The 23088-nt window shown below is 66.6% G+C and carries 23 protein-coding genes; 9 read left to right on the top strand and 14 right to left on the bottom strand.

Annotated elements, in window-relative coordinates; translation table 11 throughout:
* Positions 1-18: 18 nt before the first annotated feature.
* The gene (locus tag G481_RS22475) at positions 19-1041 is read right to left on the bottom strand and encodes a hypothetical protein (RefSeq protein WP_051294222.1); all 1023 of its coding nucleotides are present in this window, start codon (positions 1039-1041) and stop codon (positions 19-21) included.
* Positions 1042-1295: 254 nt separating this feature from the next.
* Here G481_RS22475 and thyX point away from each other — a divergent pair, with 254 nt between their 5' ends.
* Complete coding sequence (thyX, locus tag G481_RS0100940) at positions 1296-2207, top strand: FAD-dependent thymidylate synthase (RefSeq protein WP_028028336.1); 912 nt, start codon at positions 1296-1298, stop codon at positions 2205-2207.
* A 255-nt stretch (positions 2208-2462) separates the two neighbouring features.
* The gene (locus tag G481_RS0100935) at positions 2463-4658 is read left to right on the top strand and encodes a primosomal protein N' (RefSeq protein ID WP_028028335.1); all 2196 of its coding nucleotides are present in this window, start codon (positions 2463-2465) and stop codon (positions 4656-4658) included.
* A gap of 123 nt (positions 4659-4781) precedes the next feature.
* Here the strand turns inward: G481_RS0100935 and G481_RS0100930 are convergent, their stop codons facing one another.
* Positions 4782-5369 carry a TetR/AcrR family transcriptional regulator gene (locus G481_RS0100930; RefSeq protein ID WP_028028334.1) on the bottom strand — a complete coding sequence of 196 codons (588 nt, stop codon included), beginning with the start codon at positions 5367-5369 and terminating at the stop codon, positions 4782-4784.
* A gap of 106 nt (positions 5370-5475) precedes the next feature.
* On the opposite strand from G481_RS0100930, the gene G481_RS0100925 reads away from it, so the two are divergent.
* On the top strand, positions 5476-5727 hold the full coding sequence (locus G481_RS0100925; protein ID WP_154664488.1) for a hypothetical protein: 252 nt from the start codon (positions 5476-5478) through the stop codon (positions 5725-5727).
* Here G481_RS0100925 and G481_RS0100920 read toward each other — a convergent pair.
* Together G481_RS0100920 and G481_RS0100915 are read right to left on the bottom strand one after the other, a co-directional pair.
* Complete coding sequence (locus G481_RS0100920; protein WP_028028332.1) at positions 5709-6332, bottom strand: FMN-binding negative transcriptional regulator; 624 nt, start codon at positions 6330-6332, stop codon at positions 5709-5711. The two genes, G481_RS0100925 and G481_RS0100920, sit on opposite strands and share 19 nt — an antisense overlap.
* A 58-nt stretch (positions 6333-6390) precedes the next feature.
* Positions 6391-7500 carry a DUF6456 domain-containing protein gene (locus G481_RS0100915; RefSeq protein ID WP_028028331.1) on the bottom strand — a complete coding sequence of 370 codons (1110 nt, stop codon included), beginning with the start codon at positions 7498-7500 and terminating at the stop codon, positions 6391-6393.
* A 225-nt stretch (positions 7501-7725) separates the two neighbouring features.
* Between G481_RS0100915 and G481_RS0100910 the strand changes: the two genes are divergently transcribed.
* Positions 7726-8013, top strand: coding sequence for a DUF6477 family protein (locus tag G481_RS0100910; protein WP_028028330.1), 288 nt, complete (start codon positions 7726-7728; stop codon positions 8011-8013).
* Positions 8014-8017: 4 nt separating this feature from the next.
* Here G481_RS0100910 and G481_RS0100905 read toward each other — a convergent pair whose 3' ends face one another.
* The 5 genes from G481_RS0100905 to G481_RS0100885 all read right to left on the bottom strand — a co-directional run bounded on the left by G481_RS0100905 (position 8018) and on the right by G481_RS0100885 (position 12132).
* A complete protein-coding gene (locus G481_RS0100905; protein WP_028028329.1) occupies positions 8018-8710 on the bottom strand; it encodes a CDP-alcohol phosphatidyltransferase family protein in 693 nt (230 codons plus the stop codon).
* A gap of 35 nt (positions 8711-8745) precedes the next feature.
* Positions 8746-9675, bottom strand: a complete 930-nt coding sequence (locus G481_RS0100900) for a tyrosine recombinase XerC (RefSeq protein ID WP_245594902.1) — start codon at positions 9673-9675, stop codon at positions 8746-8748.
* Positions 9672-10388, bottom strand: coding sequence for a DUF484 family protein (locus G481_RS0100895; protein WP_051294220.1), 717 nt, complete (start codon positions 10386-10388; stop codon positions 9672-9674). Before G481_RS0100895 ends, G481_RS0100900 begins: the two co-directional genes overlap by 4 nt.
* A gap of 57 nt (positions 10389-10445) precedes the next feature.
* Positions 10446-11099, bottom strand: coding sequence for a fructose-6-phosphate aldolase (gene fsa, locus G481_RS0100890; protein WP_028028326.1), 654 nt, complete (start codon positions 11097-11099; stop codon positions 10446-10448).
* A gap of 121 nt (positions 11100-11220) precedes the next feature.
* Positions 11221-12132, bottom strand: coding sequence for a pirin family protein (locus G481_RS0100885; RefSeq protein WP_028028325.1), 912 nt, complete (start codon positions 12130-12132; stop codon positions 11221-11223).
* Between the two features lie 155 nt (positions 12133-12287).
* On the opposite strand from G481_RS0100885, the gene G481_RS0100880 reads away from it, so the two are divergent.
* Positions 12288-12794 carry a hypothetical protein gene (locus G481_RS0100880; protein WP_028028324.1) on the top strand — a complete coding sequence of 169 codons (507 nt, stop codon included), beginning with the start codon at positions 12288-12290 and terminating at the stop codon, positions 12792-12794.
* On the opposite strand, the gene G481_RS0100875 is transcribed toward G481_RS0100880, so the two are convergent.
* The 3 genes from G481_RS0100875 to G481_RS0100865 are packed head-to-tail and all read right to left on the bottom strand — an operon-like array spanning position 12787 to position 15465.
* Positions 12787-13350 (bottom strand): TadE/TadG family type IV pilus assembly protein, encoded by a 564-nt coding sequence (locus G481_RS0100875; protein WP_028028323.1) that lies wholly within the window; start codon positions 13348-13350, stop codon positions 12787-12789. The two genes, G481_RS0100880 and G481_RS0100875, sit on opposite strands and share 8 nt — an antisense overlap.
* A gap of 4 nt (positions 13351-13354) precedes the next feature.
* The gene (locus tag G481_RS0100870; RefSeq protein WP_035024727.1) at positions 13355-13900 is read right to left on the bottom strand and encodes a TadE/TadG family type IV pilus assembly protein; all 546 of its coding nucleotides are present in this window, start codon (positions 13898-13900) and stop codon (positions 13355-13357) included.
* Entirely contained in the window at positions 13897-15465 is a 1569-nt protein-coding gene (locus tag G481_RS0100865) for a VWA domain-containing protein (RefSeq protein WP_028028321.1), read from the bottom strand. The genes G481_RS0100870 and G481_RS0100865 overlap by 4 nt, the downstream gene beginning before the upstream one ends.
* Before the next feature lie 437 nt (positions 15466-15902).
* Here G481_RS0100865 and G481_RS0100860 point away from each other — a divergent pair, with 437 nt between their 5' ends.
* Together G481_RS0100860 and pyrC are read left to right on the top strand one after the other, a co-directional pair.
* Positions 15903-17333 (top strand): Glu/Leu/Phe/Val family dehydrogenase, encoded by a 1431-nt coding sequence (locus tag G481_RS0100860; RefSeq protein ID WP_028028320.1) that lies wholly within the window; start codon positions 15903-15905, stop codon positions 17331-17333.
* Between the two features lie 72 nt (positions 17334-17405).
* The gene (gene pyrC / locus G481_RS0100855; protein ID WP_028028319.1) at positions 17406-18452 is read left to right on the top strand and encodes a dihydroorotase; all 1047 of its coding nucleotides are present in this window, start codon (positions 17406-17408) and stop codon (positions 18450-18452) included.
* A 263-nt stretch (positions 18453-18715) separates the two neighbouring features.
* Here the strand turns inward: pyrC and G481_RS0100850 are convergent, their stop codons facing one another.
* A complete protein-coding gene (locus G481_RS0100850; protein ID WP_028028318.1) occupies positions 18716-19882 on the bottom strand; it encodes a deoxyguanosinetriphosphate triphosphohydrolase in 1167 nt (388 codons plus the stop codon).
* Between the two features lie 81 nt (positions 19883-19963).
* On the opposite strand from G481_RS0100850, the gene G481_RS0100845 reads away from it, so the two are divergent.
* Positions 19964-20290 (top strand): HesB/IscA family protein, encoded by a 327-nt coding sequence (locus G481_RS0100845; RefSeq protein ID WP_028028317.1) that lies wholly within the window; start codon positions 19964-19966, stop codon positions 20288-20290.
* Here G481_RS0100845 and G481_RS0100840 read toward each other — a convergent pair whose 3' ends face one another.
* Positions 20291-21487: an MFS transporter gene (locus tag G481_RS0100840; RefSeq protein WP_028028316.1), complete on the bottom strand. Its 1197-nt coding sequence runs from the start codon at positions 21485-21487 to the stop codon at positions 20291-20293.
* Between the two features lie 409 nt (positions 21488-21896).
* Here G481_RS0100840 and G481_RS0100835 point away from each other — a divergent pair, with 409 nt between their 5' ends.
* Positions 21897-22919, top strand: coding sequence for an aspartate-semialdehyde dehydrogenase (locus G481_RS0100835; protein ID WP_028028315.1), 1023 nt, complete (start codon positions 21897-21899; stop codon positions 22917-22919).
* Positions 22920-23088: the final 169 nt, after the last annotated feature.

The following is a 23088-nucleotide window of genomic DNA, read 5'->3' as shown; positions in this document are numbered from 1 at the left end:
GCGCAAGGCGCCGCATCCTCAGGGCTTGCGATACAGGATGAAACCGCCCGTCTCGCGCGCGGTCACGCCATCATTCCGCGGATCGTCGGATTCGACGACGATGATGCCGGTGACCTCGTCGGGATCGGTGCCCGAGACGACAGCATAGTATTTGCCGGACTCATATTCCTCGGCCGCCTTACCGGTTGGCTGCACAAAGCTGCTCAGCTGGCCCGCGATCTCGCCGTTGATGTCCATCACCCCGGGGCCCACCTTGAAGGTCAGCGTTGGCAGCGCGGTTTCGGTCGTGCTGTTCTTGGTGTTCAGCGCGGTCAGCACCTCATTGGTGATGTCGTTGCCCGCAAGATCATAGATCGCCCGGTTCCAGACATAGCCCTTGACTGCATTGCCATCGTTGAAATCGCGAAAGTCGATGTCGATCCGCATGTCGCCGGTGGTGTATTCCAGCCCGCTGCGTCCCTTGAAATCGCGCAGCCCGGCATAGGCGCCGGTGAAGGCCGCCTGCCCGCTGGTCGGCAGCGTGACCGACCCGTTGCGCTGATAGGCAAAGCCGCCAAAGCCGTAATCCACATAGGCGCCGGTGCGCACGACTGCAAATTCGGTCTGGCCCGTCTTGCTGACCCCATAGATCGCCCGATGGGTGAACTGGCTGATCGGCACCCCGGTCACATCGTCCTGATAGCTCATCGCGCTTTCGTAGACCGCATAGGGCCCTAGCGAGCCGACCGCCACGCCGCGCGTGTAGCTGTTGGCCCCGTCAAAGCCCAGATTGTCCACCGAAAATGTGTCCGTGGCCGCGTCATACTTCATGTCGCGGGCATAGCCATTGCCCTCGGCGTCCTTGGCCTCATAGCGGCGGATCGAGGTATTGCGCGACGGGCTGGCAGTCCCCGGCGGCAGGACGCGATCACTGACGATGCCACCGTCATCGGTGCCGCCACCGCCGGTGCCATCACCGCTGGTGCCAGTTCCCAGTGGGTTGCTACCACCACAAGCGACAAGCGCAAGCACCGCTGCAAGCGGCACGAATTTACTGATCATGATGACTGCCCGATCTTTGTCGTTTTGCCGCAAACTGTGCCCAAGCCTCACGAAGCTGTCAATCTTTGCGCGCCCTGCCGGGCCCGGTCTGGTGCAGAAAGGTCGCGCATGGCCATGTCCCGCCCCTCAGGGCACATCCGCGTCCGATCCGAGCTGGCGGCATAGCCGTCTGGATCAATCATGAATGATGACTTAAAGGCTTCAGGATGCGCAGCCGCGCAGGACAGCCCACAGACCGTGACCGGAGGCCCCCGATGCCGCTTTCCCCCGACCAGATCGCCGAAATCGAGGCCCTGCGCGCCACCCCTCGCCCCACCCTGCGTGCGGTGTCCGAAGGGATGGAGGCGCATCTCTACCTGGCCCATCAGGTGCTGGACCACGGCTTCGTGCGGGTGATCGACTACATGGGCGACGATGCGGCCATCGTTCAGGCCGCCCGCGTGTCCTATGGCCGGGGCACCAAGGCGGTGCAGAACGACGAAGGCCTGATCCGCTATCTGATGCGGCACTGGCACTCGACCCCGTTCGAGATGTGCGAGATCAAGCTGCACGTCAAACTGCCCGTCTTCGTCGCCCGCCAGTGGATCCGGCACCGGACGGCCAACGTGAACGAATATTCCGCGCGCTATTCGATCCTGGACCGAGAATTCTACATTCCCGCGCCCGAACAGCTGGCCGCCCAGTCGACCGTCAACAACCAGGGCCGCGGCGCCGTGCTGTCGGGCCCCGAGGCGGCAAAGGTGCTGGAAATCCTCAAGCGCGACGCAGCCCAGTGCTATGACGACTACGAGGCGATGCTCAGCCAGGACGGCCAGCAGGGACTGGCGCGGGAACTGGCGCGGATGAACCTGCCTGCGAACATCTATACCCAGTGGTACTGGAAGACCGACCTGCACAACCTCTTTCACTTCCTGCGCCTGCGCGCCGATGCCCATGCGCAATACGAAATCCGCGTCTACGCCGAGGCCATCGCCGCCTGCGTCAAGGACTGGGTCCCGGCGGCCTACGCCGCCTTCGAGGATTACCGGATGGGCGGCGTCACCCTGTCCGGCAAGGCGGTCGAGGTGCTGAAACGCCGGCTTGCCGGCGAGACCGTGACCCAGGAAGCCTCTGGCATGAACAAGGGCGAATGGCGCGAGTTCACTGCACTTTGGGGCGAAAGCTGAGCGGGGCAGGCTTGCCCCCCGGCGCCGCGCCCGGCTAGATCGGTCGCATGGGTATTTGAAGAAAGGTGAAAGAGCAGGCGCGCGCATCTCCTTTGCCTTTTTGAAAATACCCCCGCCGGAGGCATCCGGCACCCGCCACCCCCGCGCCGCCCGTCCGGATGATGCGCACGCCGCGCCAGCGGCGCCCGGCCCAAGGCCTTGTGCCGCCCCCCGGGGCGGTGCAAGGGTGCGGGAGATGCCCGGCAGTTCTCTCATATGACCCCGATCCGCGACTTCCCCCCCGGCGCCGCCGTTTCGGTGCTGACGCCTGACATGCCGCTGCGTGCGCTGGACTATCTGGCGCCCGAAGGCGGGGTGGCCACCGGCGCCTGGGTCGTCGTGCCGCTGGGGCGGCGCGAGGTGGTGGGCGTGGTCTGGGGCGCGGGCACGGGCGGGTTTGATCCGGCCCGGCTCAAGGCGATCGGTGCCGTTCTGGACGCCCCGCCCATGCGGGACGAGCTGCGCCAGTTCCTCACCCGTGCGGCCGATTACACGCTTACCCCGTTGCCGGCCATGTTGCGGCTGGCGACACGCGTTCCCGGCCTTGCCGATCCGCCGCAGATGCGCAGGCTGATCCGGGCCACCGGCACCTTGCCCGCCCGCACGACCGAGGCCCGGACCCGCGTGCTCGGGGTGCTGGCCGAGCTTGGCGGCGCGGGCCTGCCGCAGGCCGATCTGTGCCGCGCGGCCGGCGTGGGCGCAGCTGTCCTCAAGACCCTCGTCGCCCAGGGCGTGCTGGCCGAAGGCGAGGTGCCGCGCGATCTGCCCTATCCGCGGCTTGATCCCGGCTCGGGCGGGCGCGCGCTGTCCCCCGACCAGTCCGCGGCCGCAGCGGTGCTGCGCGAGGGGGTGCGGCAGGGCGGCTATGGCACGACGCTGCTGAAAGGTGTCACCGGATCGGGCAAGACCGAGGTCTATCTGGACGCCGTCGCCGAGGTGCTGGAACGCGGGCGGCAAGCCCTTGTGCTGTTGCCCGAAATCGCGCTGACGGCCGATTTCCTGGCGCGGGTCGAGGCGCGGTTCGGCGCCTTGCCCGGCGAATGGCATTCGGGCGTGACCCCGGCCGAACGGCGGCGCCTGTGGCGCATGACCGCCGAGGGCGGGGTCGGGCTGGTCGTCGGCGCGCGGTCTGCACTGTTCCTGCCGTTTCGCGATCTGGCGCTGATCGTGGTCGATGAGGAACATGATACGTCTTACAAGCAGGAAGAGGGCGTGCTGTATAATGCGCGCGACATGGCGGTGCTGCGCGGTGCCATGGCGGGGGCGCAGGTGGTGCTGGCCTCGGCGACGCCCAGTCTGGAAAGCTGGGCCAATGCACAGGCGGGGCGCTATCGCCGGCTTGATCTGACGGCGCGGTTCGGGGCGGCCGAGCTGCCCGACATGCAGGCGGTCGATCTGCGCGCCGCAAAGCTGCCATCGAACCACTGGATCGCGCCTGCGCTGCAGCAGGCGATCACGGCGCGGATCGCGCGGGGGGAACAATCGCTGCTGTTCCTGAACCGGCGAGGCTATGCGCCGGTGACGATCTGCCGGGCCTGCGGGCAGCAGATCGGCTGCGAGCATTGCGATGCCCGCATGGTCGAGCATCGGTTCCAGAAGCGGCTGGTGTGTCACCAGTGCGGCGCCTCGAAGCCGATCCCCGAGGCCTGCCCGTCCTGCGGGGTCGAAGGGCGGCTGGCCGCCATTGGTCCCGGCGTGGAACGGATGGCCGAAGAGGCAGCAGAACTCTGGCCCGAGGCGAGGGTCAAGGTGCTGTCGTCGGACCTTTATTCCAGCGCGCGCGCCCTCAAGGAAGATATCGCCGCGATTGCCGAGGGCGGGGCGGATATCATTGTCGGCACGCAAATCGTTGCCAAGGGGCACAACTTTCCCAAGCTGACGCTGGTCGGGGTGGTGGATGCCGATCTGGGCTTGCAAGGGTCCGATCTGCGCGCGGCCGAGCGCACCTTTCAGCTGATGCGGCAGGTCGCGGGGCGCGCCGGGCGGGCCGAGCGGCCGGGGCTGGCCTTGCTTCAGACGCACCAGCCGGATCATCCGGTGATCCGCGCCATCCTGTCGGGGGATGAAGAAGGCTTCTGGCAGGCCGAGGCGCAGGCCCGGCAGGCGGCCGGGATGCCGCCCTATGGCCGGCTGGCCGGGATCATCCTGTCCTCGACCGAGGCGCAGCCGCCCTATGATCTGGGGGCGGACCTTGCGCGGCGCGACGGGCCCTTGCGCGCGGTCGGCGCCGAGGTCTGGGGGCCCGCCCCTGCCCCGATCGCGCGGGTGCGCGGGCGGCACAGGGTGCGGCTGCTGGTCAAGGCGCCCAAGGGCGCGCCCTTGCAGGCCGCGATTTCCGCCTGGCTGGCACAGGTGGCGGTGCCATCGTCGGTGCGGCTGGCGGTGGACATCGACCCGCAGAGTTTTCTGTGACGGCTGGCGTCGCGGGGGCCCTCGGGCCCCCTCTTGGCCTGACGGCCAATTCACCCCCGAGGATATTTGGATCAAGGCGAAAGGGGGCCGGGTCTTGCAGCAGCGCGGCCGGGCTATCCCTTGTCAGGCGCCCACCGATTTGCAGGCCATGTCGGCGTAGATGTCCGCGACATCGGCGCGGGTCAGGCGCCCGCCTTCGCGATACCAGGTGGTGACGCCAGTCAGCATGGCGATCAGCGCAAGGGTTGCGAGTTTGGTATCGGGCACGCGGAATGCCCCTGCGGCCGTGCCCGCGCGCAGGATCGCCTCGAGCGCATCCTCATACTGGCGGCGCATTGCCTCGATCCGGGTGAAGTTCCCGGGCGTCAGGTTGCGCAGTTCCATATAGGCGATGAACACCGCCTCGGGCCGTTCCAGGTGAAAGCGGATGTGAAAGCGGGCAAAGGCGGCAAGGCGGGCCACCGGGTCGGCAGGCATCGACTCGGCCGCCAGCGCCGCCAGCAGATCGTGCATGTGATCGGTCATCAGCTCGGCCAGCAGGCTTTGCTTGTCCGGGGTATAAAGATAGAGCGCCCCGGCCTGCACCCCGACCTCGGCGGCGATCTGGCGCATCGAGACGGCGGCAAAGCCATGTTGCGCGAACAGCCGCTGGGCCGCAGCGCGGACCCTGGGGCCAGTGATTTCGGAATGCGAGCCGGTCTTGCGTGCCATGGCTCCATGGTATCTGAACGTGCGTTCAGTTCAACCCCGCGCCTGCGGCTTGCCCGGCGCCGCGCTGCGGTCTAGGGTGCGGGCGTCGAGAACCGGAAGCCCGATGATGATGCGCGCCGCCCTGCCCCTTTGCCTTGGACTGGTCCTGCTGGCCGGATGTTCCAGCGTGCCCGAGGTGGCGACCCGCGAAACCGCGGCGGCGCAGGCGGCGCCCTATCCGGCGCTGGCGCCGCTGTCCGGGCTGCTGGCGAGCGCCGAAGCCCCGGACCGCGCGACATCGGCCGAAGCCGAGCTGACGGCGCGGGCCGCGCGGCTGCGGGCACGGGCGGCGGGGTTGCGTCAGCTGCCGGCAGGCTGAACCGCCGCCATCAGCGCGGCGATCTGTGCGGCCTCTTGCCCGAGCGGCTGGGCGGCAATGCCCGAGGCCGCGCCCATGCGCGCCGCGTCCGGCTTGTTCTGGCCCAGCTTCCAGGTGCCCTGCACCTCCTCGATGACCAGCCGATAGGGCACGATGCCCCGCATCATCCGATCCATCACGCCATCGGTCATCTTGTCCGACGTCCAGGGCGTCTTGGGGCCCAGGCGGGATTCGAATTCGGCCGACAGCGCATCAAGATGCGGCGCCAGCGTTTCGGGCGCGGCCCGCTCCAGCTGCCCGCGCAGATGGACGGCGACATAGTTCCAGGTCGGCACCTGATCGGGCTGGCCATACCAGTCGGGCGAGACATAGGCATCGGGGCCGCTGATCGCCAGCACCGCCGGCCCCGAAGCCGCGCGGGCGATGGGGTTCGAACGGGCCAGGTGAAAGGCCGCAACCTCCCCGTCTTCGGACAGCACAAAGGGCACATGCGCCAGCAGCGGGACGCCATCGCCCGACAGCACAAGGATGCCAAAGCCGCGCGCCCGCGCGAAGGACAGCATCTGGGGCTGCGGGGTCTGGCGGAAGGCGGGGTTCGGGTGCATCGGCGGGCTCCTCTCAGGCAATCCGAACGCTGCCGCAAGGCGCCCGCCGCCGCAAGGCCTAGCCGATCAGGGGCGAGGTATTGCCGTAAACCTCTTGATAGTGCCGCCGCAGCCGATCCAGCGCGATGCGCAGCACCACCTTGCCCGAGCGCGCCGACCAGCCCAGCCGCTTTTCCGCAGCCTCCAGCCCCTCAAGATAGCAGCAGCAGCGCAGCACCATGTCGCCAAGGCCGGGGCCAAGCTCGCGCAGCGCTGTCGCCACCCGCTCGCGCGCGCAGCGCGGGCCTTCGGCCGGGCCAGGGCCAGAACCGAAATCGCCCCGCCCGCCGCCAGTCAGGAAACGGTCCCAGTTCTGGGCGACGCGCGGGCCCATCTGGGCCAGTTCGAAATCCTCGCGCAGACGTTCGCCCGCCGCAACCTGTTCGGGGGTCAGGAACGGCACCCCGTCCTTGTCGCGCCGCCGCCCCAGCGCCGCCACCGGGCTTTCGGCCATGTTGTAGCGGATGCGCTTGCGCTCGCCGTCCTCGTCCACCGTGCGCTCGGCCCAGATGCGGTGCTGGCCGGCAAAGACCTGCGGTGCCTCGGCCATGCCCTGCCCCGCGTCCTCCTCGAGGAAGCGCTTGAGCGCCGCGCGGCCCACCGCAGTGATTTCATACGAGGCGACGCGCCCCGGACGGCGGCAGGCGATCCAGTCCTTGAGCGCAAAGGCCTGGGCAACCGGGCGATCCACCACCGCCGTGCGGGCGCTGCGGCCATCGGGGAATTCGCGCAGCACCGCCGCCTTTTCCATGTCCGGGGCGATGGCCAGCATGGCGCCCGGCTCGGCCAGACGGCGCAGGATACGGCGCCCTTCGCGGGCAAGGGTGGCAGCATCGGTCAGCATCGCTTCGGGGCGGATCGGGGCGGTCATCTTGGGCTCATCCTTCTGTTGAGGGGCGGTCGGCGCATCGGCGGCAGTGCCAAGGTGGTCCAGCGCCGCGTCGATCAGCGGATCGTCCCGCCGGTTTTCCAATCGCCGCACCTGGCGCAGGACGGTCGAGGCATGCATTCCCTCGCGCCGCGCAATCTCGCGCAGCGATACCCCTTCGCGGGCATGATCGAGATAGTTGCGCACCAGATCGGGCAGCCAGCCCGGCACCTGCACATCTGTCGTAAGGTTCCCCATCATCATCCGTTCAGTTCCATCTGCCTGTTCGCCGGTTTGCGGCCGGCTGTTGTTTACCTTTGCGCAACCCTGAGCTGTATTGGTTACGCGCTGGTTAAAATCAGCCGGTTTCGCCATGATTGTTTCCAAATGCTAAACATTGGCGAAGCCTCCGCGCGGTGAATCGGGGCAAAACGCAACGCCCGGTTGAGTCGGGTTATGGTGACCTCCTGTCGAAAGGAGACCGCCATGACCGATACGCTCAGCCTTTTCGCCGCCCTGCGCCGCCCGCGCCTGATGATCCGCGCCGCCCGACTGGGCATGCAGGACTACCGGCGCGACCGCGATCTGCGCCGCCTTCTGGGGAATGGTCCGTGGTCGGCGCCCGAACGTGCGCTGGATGCGCTGCTCGATGCCGAGGCTCGCGCCGAGGCCACGCGCAAGGCGGGCGATGCCGCCTACAGCATTGCCCGCCATGTGGAATTGCTGATTGCCATGATGGCCGAGGCACGCCTTGTGGCGCGGCGCCCGGCCTGACGGGTCAGGCGCGCTGCGGCACGATCTGCTGCAAGATGCCCGCCACCATCAGATAGACCGAGGTCACCACCAGCCCCCAGTGCGCCCAGCTCTGGGGGTGGAAATCCACCCAGGCCGCCCAGCCCGCGAAGAACGTCCAGGCCAGCGCCATCGGCAGCGACAGCCCGCGCCAGCGTTCGGTGCGCACCGGGTGGATGAACTTGAGCGGCGTGAACATTGCCCCCGCCAGCACCACGACCACCGCCAGCGTCACCCAGAAATCGGGCCTCAGCGCAAAGATGACGATGGCGACCATGTTCCAGCAGGCCGGAAAGCCTGCAAAGGAATTATCCTTTGTCTTCATGCGCGTATCGGCGAAATACAGCGCCGAGGCAAAGGTGATGACGATGATCACCACCCAGCCGGTCCAGCCGGGCAACAGCCCGCTGGCAAACAGCGCATAGGCCGGGATGAACACATAGGTCAGATAGTCGATGATCAGGTCCAGCAAGACGCCGTCGATCTGCGGCGCGTTCGCCTTGACATCGAATCGCCGCGCCATCGGCCCGTCCAGACCATCGACCAGAAAGGCCACGACCAGCCAGACGAACATCATGTCCCAGTTGCCATCGACGGCGGTCAGCATGGCCAGCATCGACCAGACCGCGCCGGTCGCGGTCAGCATATGGACGGAATAGGCCCTGAGTTCGGACAGCATGGGTCAGTCTTGCTCCAGAATCGGCGCGGTCTCGATCAGGCCCGCGGGTGCGCGCGGGCATAGACCTCGGCCAGGCGGGCGGCGTCAACCGCTGTATAGGTTTGCGTGGTGGACAACGAGGCGTGACCCAGCAGTTCCTGGATCGCCCGCAGATCGCCGCCCGCACTGAGAAGATGGGTGGCAAAGGAATGGCGCAGCGCATGGGGCGTGGCGGTGGCCGGCAGGCCAAGGCGGGCGCGCGCGCGCTCCATCGCCAGCTGGACCAGACGCGGCGACAGCGCCCCGCCGCGCGCGCCCAGGAACAGCGGCCCGTCAGCGGCAATCGGACAGGGGCATAGCGCAACATAGCGGGCCACGGCGGCGCGCGCCGCAGGCAACACCGGCACCAGCCGTTCCTTGCCGCCCTTGCCAAGGATTCGCGCGACCTCTGGCAGCGGATGATCGCGCCCCTTCAGCCCCAGCGCCTCGGAGATCCGCAGCCCGCAGCCGTAAAGCAGCGTCACCACGGCCGCATCGCGGGCACCGATCCAGTCCTCGCGCGCATCGGCGGCAACCTCGTCCAGCATGGCGCGGGCGGCAGGTTCGGCCAGCGGGCGGGGCAGCTTGCGCCGGTGGCGCGGGGCGCGGGTGGCCAGAATCGCGGCCCCGTCGGCCCCGCTGCGATCGGCGATCCAGCGGGTGAACGACTTGACCGCCGACAGGCGCCGCGCAATCGACCGCGCGCCGATCCCCCGCCCCTGTTCATGCGCCATGAAGGCGCGCAGATCGGATTTGGAACAGGCCACCAGCGCCTCGGGCCCCTGCCCGGCGCCGTGATGGTCGGCCATGAAGGCCAGCCAGCGGCCGACATCGGCCGCATAGGCGGAAACGGTCGCCGCGCTTGCCCCGTCCAGCGCCTTGATCTGCGCCAGCCAGTCGGCCAGCGCCGCGCGCGCCGCCGGCGATATGCCCGGATGATCGGTCACGACAACCAGCGGCGCATCACGCGCTCGAAACTGGCGGCAAAGAAGGTCAACAGGTCGGTGCCGTGCACGGGACGGAACTGATGCGGATCCTCGGCGCCCAGCACCAACATGCCGGGCAGGCGACGCGGCCCCAGATCAAGGCGCATCACCGCCTCGGACCGGATGTCGGGGGCCATGTCGCCATGAATGCGGCCAGTCTCGGCCAGCACCTGCCGCAAGACGACCGGACGCACCGCACCGCCTCGGCCCAGGGTCAGGTAATCCTCGACAAAGCCGGGCGGCACGATGCGGATCACCTCCGCCAGCGCGGGCGCCGCGTCGCCTTCGGGGCTTTCCAGCACCAGGCGCAGGCTGTCCACCCGCAGCGTGCGGGCGACATTCGCGGTCAGCGCCGCCAGAAAATCGTTGAAGGTCAAGGGCTCCAGCAGTTGCAAGACCGCGCGATGCACGATGTTGGTGCCAGCCAGGTTTTCATAGGCAGCGGCAATGACGTTGCGGTGGGTATCTTCCAGACGGTCCAGCCGCCCTTCCAGCCGCCGCATGGCGACGCCGCGCAGATCGACGATATTCGCCCCCATCGCGCGATCATTCGCCGCGATCAGCGCGCGCATCACCTCGGCATCCTCGAGGATGGCCTCGGGCGCCGAAATGATGTGATCGCGCATGTCATCGCTCAGGCCGATGCTGCCGGGTTGCCCTGCCCCTGGCGTCATGCCGTTCTCCGGTCTTGTGACACATCCGGGCATTCTATACCGGATTGCGGGCAGGTGTCAGAGGATTTTCTGGCCCGTTTTCGCCCAGTCGGCCATGAACTGTTCAAGGCCCTTGTCGGTCAGCACATGGTTGGCCATCGACTTGATCACGGCGGGCGGCGCGGTGGCCACATCGGCGCCGATCAGGGCGGCGTCCTTCATGTGGTTCACCGTGCGGATCGAGGCCGCAAGGATCTGGGTCTGGAAATCGTAGTTGTCATAGATCGTGCGGATGTCGCCGATCAGCTCCATCCCGTCGATGTTGATGTCATCCAGACGGCCGATGAAGGGGGAAATGAACGTCGCGCCCGCCTTGGCCGCCAGCAGCGCCTGGTTCGCGCTGAAGCACAGCGTGACGTTCACCATGAACCCGTCCGACGACAGCACCTTGCAGGTCTTGAGCCCGTCCCAGGTCAGCGGCACCTTGACGGCGATGTTCGGCGCGATGGCGGCCAGCTTGCGGCCCTCGGCGATCATCTCGTCGGCCTTCAGCGCCACGACCTCGGCGGACACGGGGCCCGAGACCATGGAACAGATTTCCTTGGTCACTTCCAGAATGTCGCGGCCCGATTTCAGGATCAGCGAGGGGTTGGTGGTGACACCATCGACCATGCCCAGCTCGTTCAGCTCTGCAATGGCGGCGACATCGGCGGTATCGACGAAGAATTTCATGGGCGATCCTCGGGGGCTGGGTTTGGCCGCGCTATACCACGCGCGGCGGGGGGCGCAAACCCTGCGCCTGCCGCAGACCGCGCAGAGCGGGCAGAGCCGTGCACGGCTCTGCCCCCAGCGCCTAATGCGCGGGCTTGATGAAGGTGCCGTTGCGCAGCTCGGCCATGGCAGTGCGCAGTTCTTCGGCGGTGTTCATCACGATGGGACCATGCCAGGCGACCGGCTCCTGGATCGGGGCGCCGGCCACCAGCAGAAAGCGCAAGCCATCAGGCCCCGCCTGCACCGCCACCTCGTCGCCCTTGCCGAACTGGATCAGCGTGCGGTTGCCGGACAGATCGCGGATATTGACCTCCTGGCCCATCACCTCTTTTTCCAGCAGCACGCCTTGCGGCCCCGAGGCATCGGCGAATTTTCCCGCCCCTTCGAACACATAGGCAAAGGCCTTGCGGCGGGTGTCGATGGGAAAGGTCTTGCGGCGCAGCGGGGGGATGTAGATGTCGAGGTAAAGCGGGTCTGCCGCGATCCCGTCCACCGGCCCCGTGCGGCCCCAGAAATCCCCGACGATCACCTTGACCACCGTGCCGTCATCTTCGAGGATCTCGGGAATGTCGCGGGATTTGACGTCCTGATAGCGCGGATCGGTCATCTTCAGATCGCGCGGCAGGTTGGCCCACAGCTGAAAGCCGTGCATCTGGCCGCGCGCGTTCCCCTTGGGCATTTCCTGATGCAAGATGCCCGACCCTGCGGTCATCCACTGCACATCGCCCGCGCGCAGCGTGCCGGCATTGCCCAGCGAATCGCCATGCTCGACGCTGCCGGCCAGAACATAGGTGATGGTCTCGATCCCGCGGTGCGGGTGCCAGGGAAAGCCGCGCAGGTAATCCCCCGGATGATCGCCGCGGAAATCGTCGAACAGCAGGAACGGATCAAACCGTTTCGGATCGTGGAAGCCAAAGGCGCGGTGCAGATGCACGCCGGCGCCTTCCATCGTCGGGGTGGCAAGATTGGTGCGGTCAACGGGCCGGATCGACATGACTAACTCCGTTTCTGGATGCGTTGCCTGCAATGTAGCGCAACTGCGGCTGTGAAGCATGTCACAAGCTGATCGGCAGTTATGTGCGGGAATGCACAGGGGTAGGCGGCGGCCCCGGCTTGCGCTATCCCGGCGCAAACCCGACAGGAGCCCGCATGACCCGCAAGGACCAGACCCATATCCTGATGCGCCTGAAGCCATCGCCGATCCGCAGGGTCGTCGGGGTTGTCATGCTGGCCGGTTTCGGCGTGATGGCGGCCATGGCCGGGTTCGAGATGCCGGCCACCCGGCTGGCGTGGCGCATCGCGCTGCCGCTGGCGGGGCTGTTCCTTTTGTGGCTGTCCTGGCGCACCTGGACGACAACATCCCGCGGGCTGGAACTGACGCCCGACGCCTTGCGCGAGACCGATGGCGGCCGGGTGCTGGCCACCGTCGATCAGATCGAATCGGTCGACAACAGCGCCATCGCCCTGTTCAAGCCGGCTGGCGGGTTCGTCATCGTGCTGCGCACCCCGGCCCCGCGGGTCTGGGCGCCCGGCCTGTGGTGGCGGCTGGGGCGGCGCGTCGGCGTTGGCGGCACCACCGCGCGGGTCGAGGCAAAGGCCATGGCTTCGGCGCTGTCCGAAATGGTGCGCCGCCGCAAGGCCAGGGACATCAGCTGATCGGCAGCGGCGACAGAAAGCGCGGGCGCACCACCGAGACCTCGTGAAAGGTGCGCCGGTCCAGACCCACCTTGAAGGCGGGGGTAAAGCGCTGCCAGGTTTCCACCACCAGAAGCGTGTCGGAATCCGACGGCACCGGCAGCTTGTCGCGCATCGCAACCATGGTCGTCGTGGTCTGCACCGGCGCGCGCGTGGTATCGGTGCTGCGCGACCACAGGACGATGTAGCGGTCGTTCGCTTCATCGTATTGCACCGAACTGACGCGGATCCAGGTGTCCTCGCGGGTGTGGACCATATAGCGGAACACGCGGTGCATGCCGGTGATGAAGGCATTGTTGATCGGCGCATTCTCGCGCGAGATCATGTCGGCAACGGCGTAACTTGCCTTGATGCTGGTGTTTTGCGCCCGGAACGCATCCCAATAGACGAACATCGCCAGGAACAGCCAGATCAGCAGCGGGGCGATCAGCAGCGCCTCGGTCGAGATCACGCCGGCTTCGTCCTGCCGGAACCGGCGGAGCGCTGCGCGCAGGCGAAGGAAGGAACTGCGGGACATCACATCACCTCGGTTCGTTCACAAAGGCGGACATCGCGGCCAGCTGATAGCCGCCCGAGGCATCCAGATCGAGCCGCAGCCCCCATTTCGTGGTGGGGAAGAACGGATCGAACACGGCGCAGGCGCGGATCGTCACCACCTCGTTGGTGCCGCCTTGCGTGAAGTTCAGCGCCGGCTCGATCGTGGTCGTGCGATCGACGCAGGTGGGCGTCGTGGTAAAGCCGGTCCAGGTGTTGCGGTCGATGACCTGCATTTCCAGCTTCGCCTCGGTCATGCAGGCAGGCATCAGCGTGGCCTGTTCGCAGAACCTTGCGCGCACCTGGTTGTGGGTCGGCGCCGTTCCCAGCGCGCCCACCCGCAGATCGCGCACGGTGATGTCCAGCGCGCGTTCCAGCATAACCAGCCGCAGCATCGAATAGCCCGCCTCGAACGACGCCAGCAGGATGGTCAGCACGACCGGCAGCACCAGAACGAAATCCAGCGTCACCGATCCGTGGTCCGCCTGCACAAAGCCGCGCAGGCGCTGGCGCAGGCGATGCAGGCGGGTCATTGCGTCAGCCTCAGGGCGCTGATCTGGGCGCGGATCGCGCGGAACGCGGTCGAGATGTCCAGCCCTTCGACATCATAGAACCGGCCAGGCGAGGCACAGTTGCGGATCACGTTGCGCCCCTCGGTCGGCGCCTCGAAGGCGATGCCGAAGATGGCGACGTTCTGATCCTTGAGCAGACCGCACAGGTTGTTCAGACGGCCGTCCATCTCGCTGACCTCATGCGGGCCGGACCCGATGACCGTGCCTTCGCGGGTGCGCAATTCGTCGATCCAGCTGCTCACCGAGCCCCCCAGGGCGCGCCGGTAAAGCTGGTTCGCCACCCATTGCACCCGAAGGTTCTGCCACACGATCCGCCAGTCCAGCGGGGTGCGCGCCGATGTCGAGACACAGCTCCAGCTGGCGCACGAGGACGAGCCCGACCACGGCACCGCGCGCCATTCGCTGCGATGCGGCACCCAGTACTTGTTCGTTCCCGACCTGCTCTCGTGGTAGATCGAATAATACCCGTCGGTATGCTTGTAGATCGGCGAGGGGCCGGACTTGTACTGCGTTTTCACGAACTCGTTGGGCCAGTGCGATCCGTCGGTCATCAGCACGATCACCTTCAGCACTTCCTCGTCGTCATAGTCGAAGGGGCGGCCGTTGAAGGTGGACGGCACGATCCCCGCATTCGCCAGCGACGTCACCATCGCGCGCGAGCCGGGGTCGATCATCGCCGCCCCCCAGCGCAGCCCCGCGTCGATCGAGGTGGCGCCAAACGCCGTCAGGTTGCGGATCTGCGTGGTCAGCGCCGAGACGTTGTTGCTGTGCACCCGCACCCGGTTGGTCGTATTCGCCGGGCACCAGATGTTCGAGGTGCTGGGCGTCATGTTCGAGGTGCTCCAGGACGTGCTGGTGTTCGAACTGTTGAAGGTATCCGCATCGGCGTGCTGATACATCGGCAGCGTGGTCGGCAACGGCAACTGGTAGTAGGTCGATTCCGGCAGGTCGATGCAATAGGAATAGGTGTGCCCGCCCTGCACGTTGTAGCGGCTCATCAGGTCGGGCCCGACATTGACCTGACCATTATAGGGCACGACCGAGATGGAGACGCGGTTCTCGGTATCCTCGCCCAGGATATTGGTCACGAATTCGGCCGCAGCATCTTGCAGGCGCGACAGCTTGGTCCCCGCCATGGAGCCCGAAATGTCCAGCACCAGCGAGATTTCGACGTTGGTGCGGCGTTCCTCGGCCGTGCTGGCCGCGTTCGAGCGCAATTCGTCGATGCCCATCATCTGCATGAAATAGGGCTTGGTCACGGTCAGCGTCTCGGCGCGGACGGACCGGAAGTTCAGCCCGTTGTCGACCACGACCCCGGTCAGCGAGGCGGACAGATCCTTCTTGGCGAACCAGTCGGCCACCACCTCGGCCGGCGGCTGGGTCTGGCGCATCGACGCGGCCGCCAGCACCGAGGCATCGGCCGTCGCCTGGATGCGCGACCGCTCGGCCTCATAGCGCATCATGTCGATGGCCATGCCGCCGATGAACAGCATGATCAGCATCACGACCAAAGAGAAGAACAGCATCCCGCCATCTTCTGCGTCCCTAAACCGCCGGGCGCGCATCAGCAGATGGCACCGTCCGACGTGCGCCGCGCCCTGGTGTCCGGCGGCCGTCTTGATGATGGAACCCTCACACATGTCACCCTCGCGCCAATCTGGACGAAACGCCCGCACCGGCCGAACGCCGGCCAGCGGAATCTCACTTGCAAGTTTTCGCATATGGCTGTGGCATAAGTTGGGCGCACCTTTCGAATTTGAGGCATTTTTCACGGGGTGGCCGGAAACGACGTGGCCGGGTTTTCGTGGATTGCTCGCCCTTTCGCGAACAGTCCCCCCGCAGGGGGCTGCGCCCGACGCTCACGCCAAAGTGCCTGCGATTCGGCACATTCCGCCGCCAGTTCGCGGTAGATCGTCCGGCCAAGCAAGGCTAACCCTTGGGGGATGCAACGGGAGGAAACGCGATGCACCATTCAGGCGAACCCAGCTTTCGGGAATCCGTCGACCTGATGTTCGACCGCGCGGTCGCACTGATGGATCTGCCGCCGGGGCTGGCGCAGAAGATCAAGGTCTGCAACTCGACCTATACGGTGCGCTTCGGCGTGCGGCTGCGCGGCAAGATCGAAACCTTTGTCGGCTACCGATCCGTCCATTCCGAGCACATGGAGCCGGTCAAGGGCGGCATCCGCTATGCCACCAACGTCAGCCAGGACGAGGTCGAGGCGCTGGCCGCACTGATGACCTATAAATGCGCGCTGGTGGAAACGCCCTTTGGCGGCTCCAAGGGCGGGCTGTGCATCGATCCGCGCCAGTATGACGAACGCGAGCTCGAGGCGATCACCCGCCGCTTTGCCTATGAGCTGATCAAGCGCGACCTGATCCACCCGGCCCAGAACGTCCCCGCCCCCGACATGGGCACGGGCGAGCGCGAGATGGCCTGGATCGTCGATCAATATGCCCGGATGAACACCACAGACATCAACGCCAAGGCCTGCGTCACCGGCAAGCCGCTGAATTCAGGCGGGATCCGCGGCCGCGTCGAGGCAACGGGGCGCGGCGTGCAATATGCCTTGCGCGAATTCTTCCGCCACCGCGATGACATGGCCAAGGCCGGGTTGACCGGCTCGCTGGACGGCAAGCGCATCGTGGTGCAGGGGCTGGGCAATGTGGGCTTTCACGCTGCCAAGTTCCTGTCGGAAGACGATGGCAGCAAGATCATCGCGGTGATCGAACGCGATGGCGCCGTGGTCAACACCGCCGGCCTGAACATCGAGGATCTGCGCGCCCATCTGGTCGCGACCGGCGGGGTCAAGGGCTATGCGCACGGCCAGTATGTCGAGGATGGCGCGACGCTGCTGGAAGCTGACTGCGACATCCTGATCCCGGCGGCCATGGAAGGCGTGATCCATATCGGCAACGCCGATCGCATCAAGGCCCCCCTGATCATCGAGGCCGCGAACGGCCCCATAACCTTCGGCGCCGATGAAATCCTGCGCCGCAAGGGCTGCGTGATCATCCCCGACATGTATGCCAATGCGGGCGGCGTCACCGTGTCCTATTTCGAATGGGTCAAGAACCTCTCGCACATCCGCTTTGGCCGGATGCAGCGCCGGGCCGAGGAATCGCGCTCGCGCCTTCTGGTCGAGGAACTGGAACGGCTGTCCGCCGACAAGGGCCTCGGCTGGGAACTGAAACCCGAATTCCGCGAGAAGTTCCTCACCGGATCGGACGAACTTGCGCTGGTGCGCTCGGGTCTCGATGACACGATGCGCATTGCCTATCAGTCGATGCGCGAGATCTGGCATGGCCGGCAGGACGTGCCGGATCTGCGGATGGCGGCCTATATGGTGGCCATCGACCGGGTCGCGGCGACCTACCGCTCCAAGGGGCTGTGAAACGGCACGGGCGGTGCCTCGCGCCGCCCGTTCCCACTGGAAAATCCGGCCGTCTTGGGCTATCGCGCGGGCATGATCACAGAACTCGCGCTCCGCCGCCCCGACGACTGGCACCTGCACCTGCGCGATGGCGCGATGCTGCAAGGTGTGCTGCCTGAAACCGCGCGCCACTTCGCCCGCGCGATCATCATGCCGAACCTGGTGCCCCCGGTGGTCACCGGCGCCGATGCCGCCGCCTACCGGGGCCGCATCCTGGCCGCCCTGCCCGCCGGCATGACGTTCGAGCCGCTGATGACGCTCTACCTCACCGAAGGCACCGATCCGGCCGATCTGCGCGCCGCCGCCGCCTCGGGCCTTGTCAAGGCGGTCAAGCTCTATCCCGCCGGGGCCACGACCAATTCCCATTCCGGCGTGCGCGATTTCGACAAGGTGCGCGGCGTTCTGGACACCATGGCCGAGATCGGCCTGCCGCTCTGTGTGCACGGCGAGGTGACGGACCCGGCGGTCGACATCTTCGACCGCGAGGCGGTGTTCATCGACCGCGTGCTCGACCCGATCCGCCGTGCAACACCGGGGCTGCGCGTGGTGATGGAACATATCACCACCTCGCAAGGCGCCGATTATGTGCGCTCGGCCGACCGCGATCTGGCGGCCACGATCACGACGCACCACCTGATCATCAACCGCAACCACCTGCTGGTGGGCGGGATCCGGCCGCATTACTACTGCCTGCCGGTCGCCAAGCGCGAAGAACACCGCCTTGCGCTGCGCGCGGCTGCCACCTCGGGCGATCCGCGGTTTTTCCTGGGCACCGACAGCGCCCCTCATGTCGACCCGCTGAAGGAATGCGCCTGCGGCTGCGCGGGCTGCTTCACGGCGACCAACACCATGTCCCTGCTGGCCCATGTGTTCGAACAGGAAAACGCGCTCGACCAACTCGAATCCTTCACCTCGCTGAACGGCCCGGCCTATTACCGGCTGCCGATGAACGAGGCGCGGATCCGCCTGGTCAAGGGCGACGCCCCGGTCAGCTTCCCCGACAAGATCCAGACCGGCGCCGGCCCCGTCACCGTCTTCGATCCCGGCTTCCCGGTCTTCTGGCAGGTCGCGCAGGACTGACCCCGGCCCAAGGCACCCGGCCCAAAGGTCGGCGGCCTCCGGCGGGGATATTTGAACAAGGCGAAAGATCACGCGCGCCCGGACGATGCCAGCGCCGCGCGATCCTGCTTTGCCTTTTTCCAAATACCCCCGCCGGAGGCGTCCCAGCTTCCCCGCCCACGAAACCGGCCAGCCCCTTGCGCAACCGCAGCGCGCCGGCGCGCTGCGCGGCCCAAGGCCGGGATGCGCCCCCTTGGGCGCAGGACGGGTGCGGGAGCGGCCCCTCAGCTCATCAGGCGGGCATGTTCTTGCAAGGCAAACCGGTCGGTCATGCCGGCGACGTAATCCGCAACCATCCGGGCCAGGGCAGTTTCATCCTCGGCCGCCGCGACATCGGCCTGCCATTCGGCGGGCAACAGCTCGGGCCGCGCCATGAACAGCGGGAACAGATCGGCAATCACCGCCGAGACGCGCGCGCGTTCCACCATCACCGACGGCGCGCGATACATGCGGGTGAACAGGAACGCGCGGATCGCCTTGAGTTCCTGATACAGCGGCTTCGAGAACCGGATCACCGTTCCCTCCATCGCGCGGATCTCGTCGACCGACTTCGGCTGTGCCGCCTCCAGCCGGTTCTTGGCCACCGCGATCACATCCTCGACCATGACGCCAAACACCCGGCGCAGCGCCTCGTGCCGGCGCCGCATCCGGTCGAGGCCAGGATACATCCGGTCCACCGCCTCGAAGGCCGGGCCCGTGACCGGCAGTTCCATCAGGTCATCTTCGGTGAACAGGCCCGATCGTAATCCATCGTGCAGATCGTGGTGCGAATAGGCCACGTCATCGGCAATCGCCGCCACCTGCGCCTCGGCGCTAGCAAAGGTCGACAGTTCCAGATCCCATTCGGCATTCGCCTCGGCCAGCGCATAGGGCAGCGGATCGCGCGCGTGTTTCAGATCGGCATTCGGGCCGGTCACCGGGCCATTGTGCTTGGCAATGCCTTCCAGCGTTTCCCAGGTCAGGTTCAGCCCGTCGAAATCGGCATAATGCCGCTCCAGCCGGGTGACGATGCGCAGGGCCTGGGCATTGTGATCGAACCCGCCATAGGGCGCCATCAGCGCCGCCAGCGCATCCTCGCCGGTATGGCCAAAGGGCGTATGGCCCAGATCATGGGCCAGAGCCACCGCCTCGGCCAGATCGGTGTTCAGGCCCAGCACCCCGGCCAGCGTGCGCGCGACTTGCGCCACCTCGATCGAATGGGTCAGGCGGGTGCGGTAGTAATCGCCCTCATGCTCGACAAAGACCTGAGTCTTGTGTTTCAGCCGCCGGAAAGCCGAGGAATGGATGATCCGGTCGCGATCGCGCTGGAACGGGCTGCGAAAGGTGCTCATCCGTTCGGCATGAAGCCGTCCGCGGCTTTGATCCGGCTGGCAGGCATAGGGGGCGAACATCAGGCTTCCTTGTCGGTGCGCGTCCATGATCCTATATTCGCTGCGTAACAGCATTGCCAGCCATGGAAAGCCCCGATGACGCTGACCCTGCCCCCGACCGTCACCGACCGCGCCTTTGCCCGGCTTGCCGAGATTGCCGAGGCGACGGGCGAGACGCGCCCGCTGCGCGTTGCTGTCGAAGGCGGCGGCTGTTCGGGCTTTCACTATGACATCAAGCTCGATGACCCCGCGCCCGACGATCTGCTCTTGCAAAAGGACGGTCAGACCGTGCTGATCGACCCGGTCTCGCTGCCGTTCCTGGCGGGGGCCAGGATCGACTTCACCGAAGAGCTGATCGGCGCGCGCTTCGTGATCGACAATCCGAACGCCGCCAGCAGCTGCGGTTGCGGCACCAGCTTTTCGATGTGATCAGCGGCGCCGGCGCAAATCCAGCGCCGTCAGCCCCAGCACGACCAGCCCGCCTGCCGAAAGCGCGGCGCCGACATAGCCGGTCGCGGCATAGCCCAGCCCCCCTGCCACCGCCAGCGAGGCCAGCCAGGGCCCCAGCGCATTGGCTGCGTTGAAGGCCGCGTGGTGCATGGCGGCGGCCATGGTCTGGGCCTGGCCTGCCACATCCATCAGATGGGTCTGCAAGGCCAGCCCGAACGATCCGCCAAAGCCGATCAGAAAGACGCAAGGCACCATCAACCACAGGCTGTGCACCGTGAACGGATAGGCCAGCAGCGCCAGCCCCGACAGCGCGATCAACCCGCCTGCGGTGCGCAAAAGCCCGCGGTCGGCCACCCGCCCGGTGACCAATGTGCCCAGCACCATGCCCAGACCGAAGACCAGAAACACCAGCGGCTCGGCCCAGGCGGGGGCCTGCGTCACCTCCTGCAAGGTATTGGCAACATAGGTATAAACCGCAAACAGCCCGCCAAAGCCGATGGCCCCGGTCGCCAGCGTCAACAGCACCTGACGGTTGGCCAGCGCCGACAGCTCGCGCAGCGGGGCGCCGCGCGCGCCGCCCGCCTGCCCGGCCGGCGCAAACCAGGCCACCAGACCCGAGGTGGCAAAGGCCAGCCCTGCCGCGATGCCAAAGCCCCAGCGCCAGCCGATCCCCTGCCCGAGCAGGTTCGCCGCCGGCACCCCCAGCAAGGTCGCCACCGTCAATCCCAGCATGACCATGGAAATCGCCCAGGTCCGCCTCCCCACCGGCACCAGACCCGCCGCCATCAGCGCCGCCACCCCGAAATAGGCCCCATGCGGCAGGCCCGACAAAAAGCGGAACAGCAAGAACAACGCGAAATCCGGCGCCAGCGCCGCCGCCAGATTGGCCACCCCGTAAAGCGCCATCAACCCGACCAGCATCGTCTTGCGCGCCAGCCCCGATCCCAGAACCGCCAAGAGCGGCGCCCCGGCAACCACTCCCAGCGCATAGGCCGAAATCGCCTGTGCCGCCGTCGCCGGATCAACCCCCATCTCGGCGGCATAATAGGGCACCAGCGACATTGCCGCGAATTCCACCGTGCCAATCGCGAAGCCGCCCATCGCCAGCGCGGGAATGACAATGCCGATCCGCGGCGGCAACGGCGCCGCCCCGGCGGCGGGCGAAATCATCGTCATCGGACTGTCCTGTCTGTTTGCGCGAACATCACATCTCGCCCGGTGGCGGCGCCCCGGCAAGGGGCGCGGCGGTCATAGCAGCCATGCGGCGCGCACAAGCCCCGCCAGATCCCCCGCGCCCGCCCTTGACCCTGGCTGACCAGTGTACGCAGCCACGTCGGGCCGGAAAGCCCCCGCCTGTGCATCATCTTGCCCCAAATACCCACACGCCCCAGCCACCCGACACCGCCGCAGGGCCACCGCGCCACCCCAGGCCACAATCTGACGAGCCACCCGTCATTTTGACGTGTTTTTCGTCATTCTGACAGCGCACCTTCCCCGCTTTCGCTTTCCCCCGCGCCCCCCATGGGGTATTGGCCTCACGCCCGCGGCGGATGTCGCCGCGGGCATCCAAGTCAAGGAGGCCATGATGGGCTACAAGGTCGTTGTCGTGGGCGCTACGGGGAATGTGGGCAAGGAAATGCTCAACATCCTTGCAGAGCGTGAATTCCCCGTGGACGAAATCGCGGCGCTGGCGTCGCGCAAGTCGCTGGGAACCGAAGTGAGCTTCGGCGACCGAACTTTGAAGACCCAGGATCTGGACACCTTCGACTTCACGGGCTGGGACATCGCGCTGTTCGCCATCGGCTCGGATGCGACCAAGGTCTATGCGCCCAAGGCGGCGGATTCGGGCTGCGTGGTGATCGACAACTCGTCGCTCTATCGCTACGACCCGGACGTTCCGCTGATCGTGCCCGAAGTGAACGCCGATGCGGTGGTGGGCTACACCAAGAAGAACATCATCGCGAACCCCAACTGCTCGACCGCGCAGATGGTGGTGGCGCTCAAGCCGCTGCATGACCGCGCGCGCATCAAGCGGGTCGTCGTTGCAACCTATCAGTCGGTGTCCGGCACCGGCAAGGAAGCCATGGACGAGCTGTGGAACCAGACCAAGGGCCTTTTTGTTCCCGGTCAGGAAGTCGAGCCCAAGGTCTACCCCAAGCAGATCGCTTTCAACGTGATCCCGCATATCGACGTGTTCCTGGATTCCGGCGAGACCAAGGAAGAATGGAAGATGGTCGCGGAAACCAAGAAGATCCTGGATCCCAAGATCAAGGTCACCGCGACCTGCGTGCGCGTCCCGGTCTTTGTCGGCCATTCCGAGGCGATCAACATCGAGTTCGAGGACCATCTCGACTGGGAAGAGGCCACCGACATCCTGCGCGAGGCGCCGGGCGTGCTGGTCGTCGACAAGCGCGAGGCGGGTGGCTACATCACCCCGATCGAATGCGTGGGCGAATATGCCACCTACATCAGCCGCATCCGTCAGGATTCGACCATCGAGAACGGGCTGAACCTGTGGTGCGTCTCGGACAACCTGCGCAAGGGCGCCGCGCTGAACGCCGTTCAGATCGCCGAGGTTCTGGGCCAGCGCTGCCTGAAAAAGGGCTGAGCTTTCCCGAGAAAGTCAGAGGGGGCCGTCCGCAAGGGCGGTCCTTTTCCTTTGGCGGCAGCCCTGTCGTCACTGTCGGATGCCTCCGGCGGGGGTATTTATGGAAAGGTGAAGCCACAGGCGCGCGCTTCCCCTTCATCTTTCTCCAAATACCCATGCAAGGGTGCAA

The organism is Gemmobacter nectariphilus DSM 15620 (assembly GCF_000429765.1).
In the GTDB taxonomy this organism is placed as follows: domain Bacteria; phylum Pseudomonadota; class Alphaproteobacteria; order Rhodobacterales; family Rhodobacteraceae; genus Wagnerdoeblera; species Wagnerdoeblera nectariphila.
The sequence above is the reverse complement of the archived record's forward strand: the minus strand, read 5'-3'. Positions and strand labels throughout refer to the sequence as shown.

Bases quoted from the DNA above. Each gene is read 5' to 3' on its own strand.
- G481_RS22475 (WP_051294222.1), bottom strand. From the start codon at position 1,041: ATGATCAGTAAATTCGTGCCGCTTGCAGCGGTGCTTGCGCTTGTCGCT.
- thyX (WP_028028336.1), top strand. From the start codon at position 1,296: ATGCCGCTTTCCCCCGACCAGATCGCCGAAATCGAGGCCCTGCGCGCC.
- G481_RS0100935 (WP_028028335.1), top strand. From the start codon at position 2,463: ATGACCCCGATCCGCGACTTCCCCCCCGGCGCCGCCGTTTCGGTGCTG.
- G481_RS0100930 (WP_028028334.1), bottom strand. From the start codon at position 5,369: ATGGCACGCAAGACCGGCTCGCATTCCGAAATCACTGGCCCCAGGGTC.
- G481_RS0100925 (WP_154664488.1), top strand. From the start codon at position 5,476: ATGATGCGCGCCGCCCTGCCCCTTTGCCTTGGACTGGTCCTGCTGGCC.
- G481_RS0100920 (WP_028028332.1), bottom strand. From the start codon at position 6,332: ATGCACCCGAACCCCGCCTTCCGCCAGACCCCGCAGCCCCAGATGCTG.
- G481_RS0100915 (WP_028028331.1), bottom strand. From the start codon at position 7,500: ATGATGGGGAACCTTACGACAGATGTGCAGGTGCCGGGCTGGCTGCCC.
- G481_RS0100910 (WP_028028330.1), top strand. From the start codon at position 7,726: ATGACCGATACGCTCAGCCTTTTCGCCGCCCTGCGCCGCCCGCGCCTG.
- G481_RS0100905 (WP_028028329.1), bottom strand. From the start codon at position 8,710: ATGCTGTCCGAACTCAGGGCCTATTCCGTCCATATGCTGACCGCGACC.
- G481_RS0100895 (WP_051294220.1), bottom strand. From the start codon at position 10,388: ATGACGCCAGGGGCAGGGCAACCCGGCAGCATCGGCCTGAGCGATGAC.
- fsa (WP_028028326.1), bottom strand. From the start codon at position 11,099: ATGAAATTCTTCGTCGATACCGCCGATGTCGCCGCCATTGCAGAGCTG.
- G481_RS0100885 (WP_028028325.1), bottom strand. From the start codon at position 12,132: ATGTCGATCCGGCCCGTTGACCGCACCAATCTTGCCACCCCGACGATG.
- G481_RS0100880 (WP_028028324.1), top strand. From the start codon at position 12,288: ATGACCCGCAAGGACCAGACCCATATCCTGATGCGCCTGAAGCCATCG.
- G481_RS0100875 (WP_028028323.1), bottom strand. From the start codon at position 13,350: ATGTCCCGCAGTTCCTTCCTTCGCCTGCGCGCAGCGCTCCGCCGGTTC.
- G481_RS0100870 (WP_035024727.1), bottom strand. From the start codon at position 13,900: ATGACCCGCCTGCATCGCCTGCGCCAGCGCCTGCGCGGCTTTGTGCAG.
- G481_RS0100865 (WP_028028321.1), bottom strand. From the start codon at position 15,465: ATGCTGTTCTTCTCTTTGGTCGTGATGCTGATCATGCTGTTCATCGGC.
- G481_RS0100860 (WP_028028320.1), top strand. From the start codon at position 15,903: ATGCACCATTCAGGCGAACCCAGCTTTCGGGAATCCGTCGACCTGATG.
- pyrC (WP_028028319.1), top strand. From the start codon at position 17,406: ATGATCACAGAACTCGCGCTCCGCCGCCCCGACGACTGGCACCTGCAC.
- G481_RS0100850 (WP_028028318.1), bottom strand. From the start codon at position 19,882: ATGTTCGCCCCCTATGCCTGCCAGCCGGATCAAAGCCGCGGACGGCTT.
- G481_RS0100840 (WP_028028316.1), bottom strand. From the start codon at position 21,487: ATGACGATGATTTCGCCCGCCGCCGGGGCGGCGCCGTTGCCGCCGCGG.
- G481_RS0100835 (WP_028028315.1), top strand. From the start codon at position 21,897: ATGGGCTACAAGGTCGTTGTCGTGGGCGCTACGGGGAATGTGGGCAAG.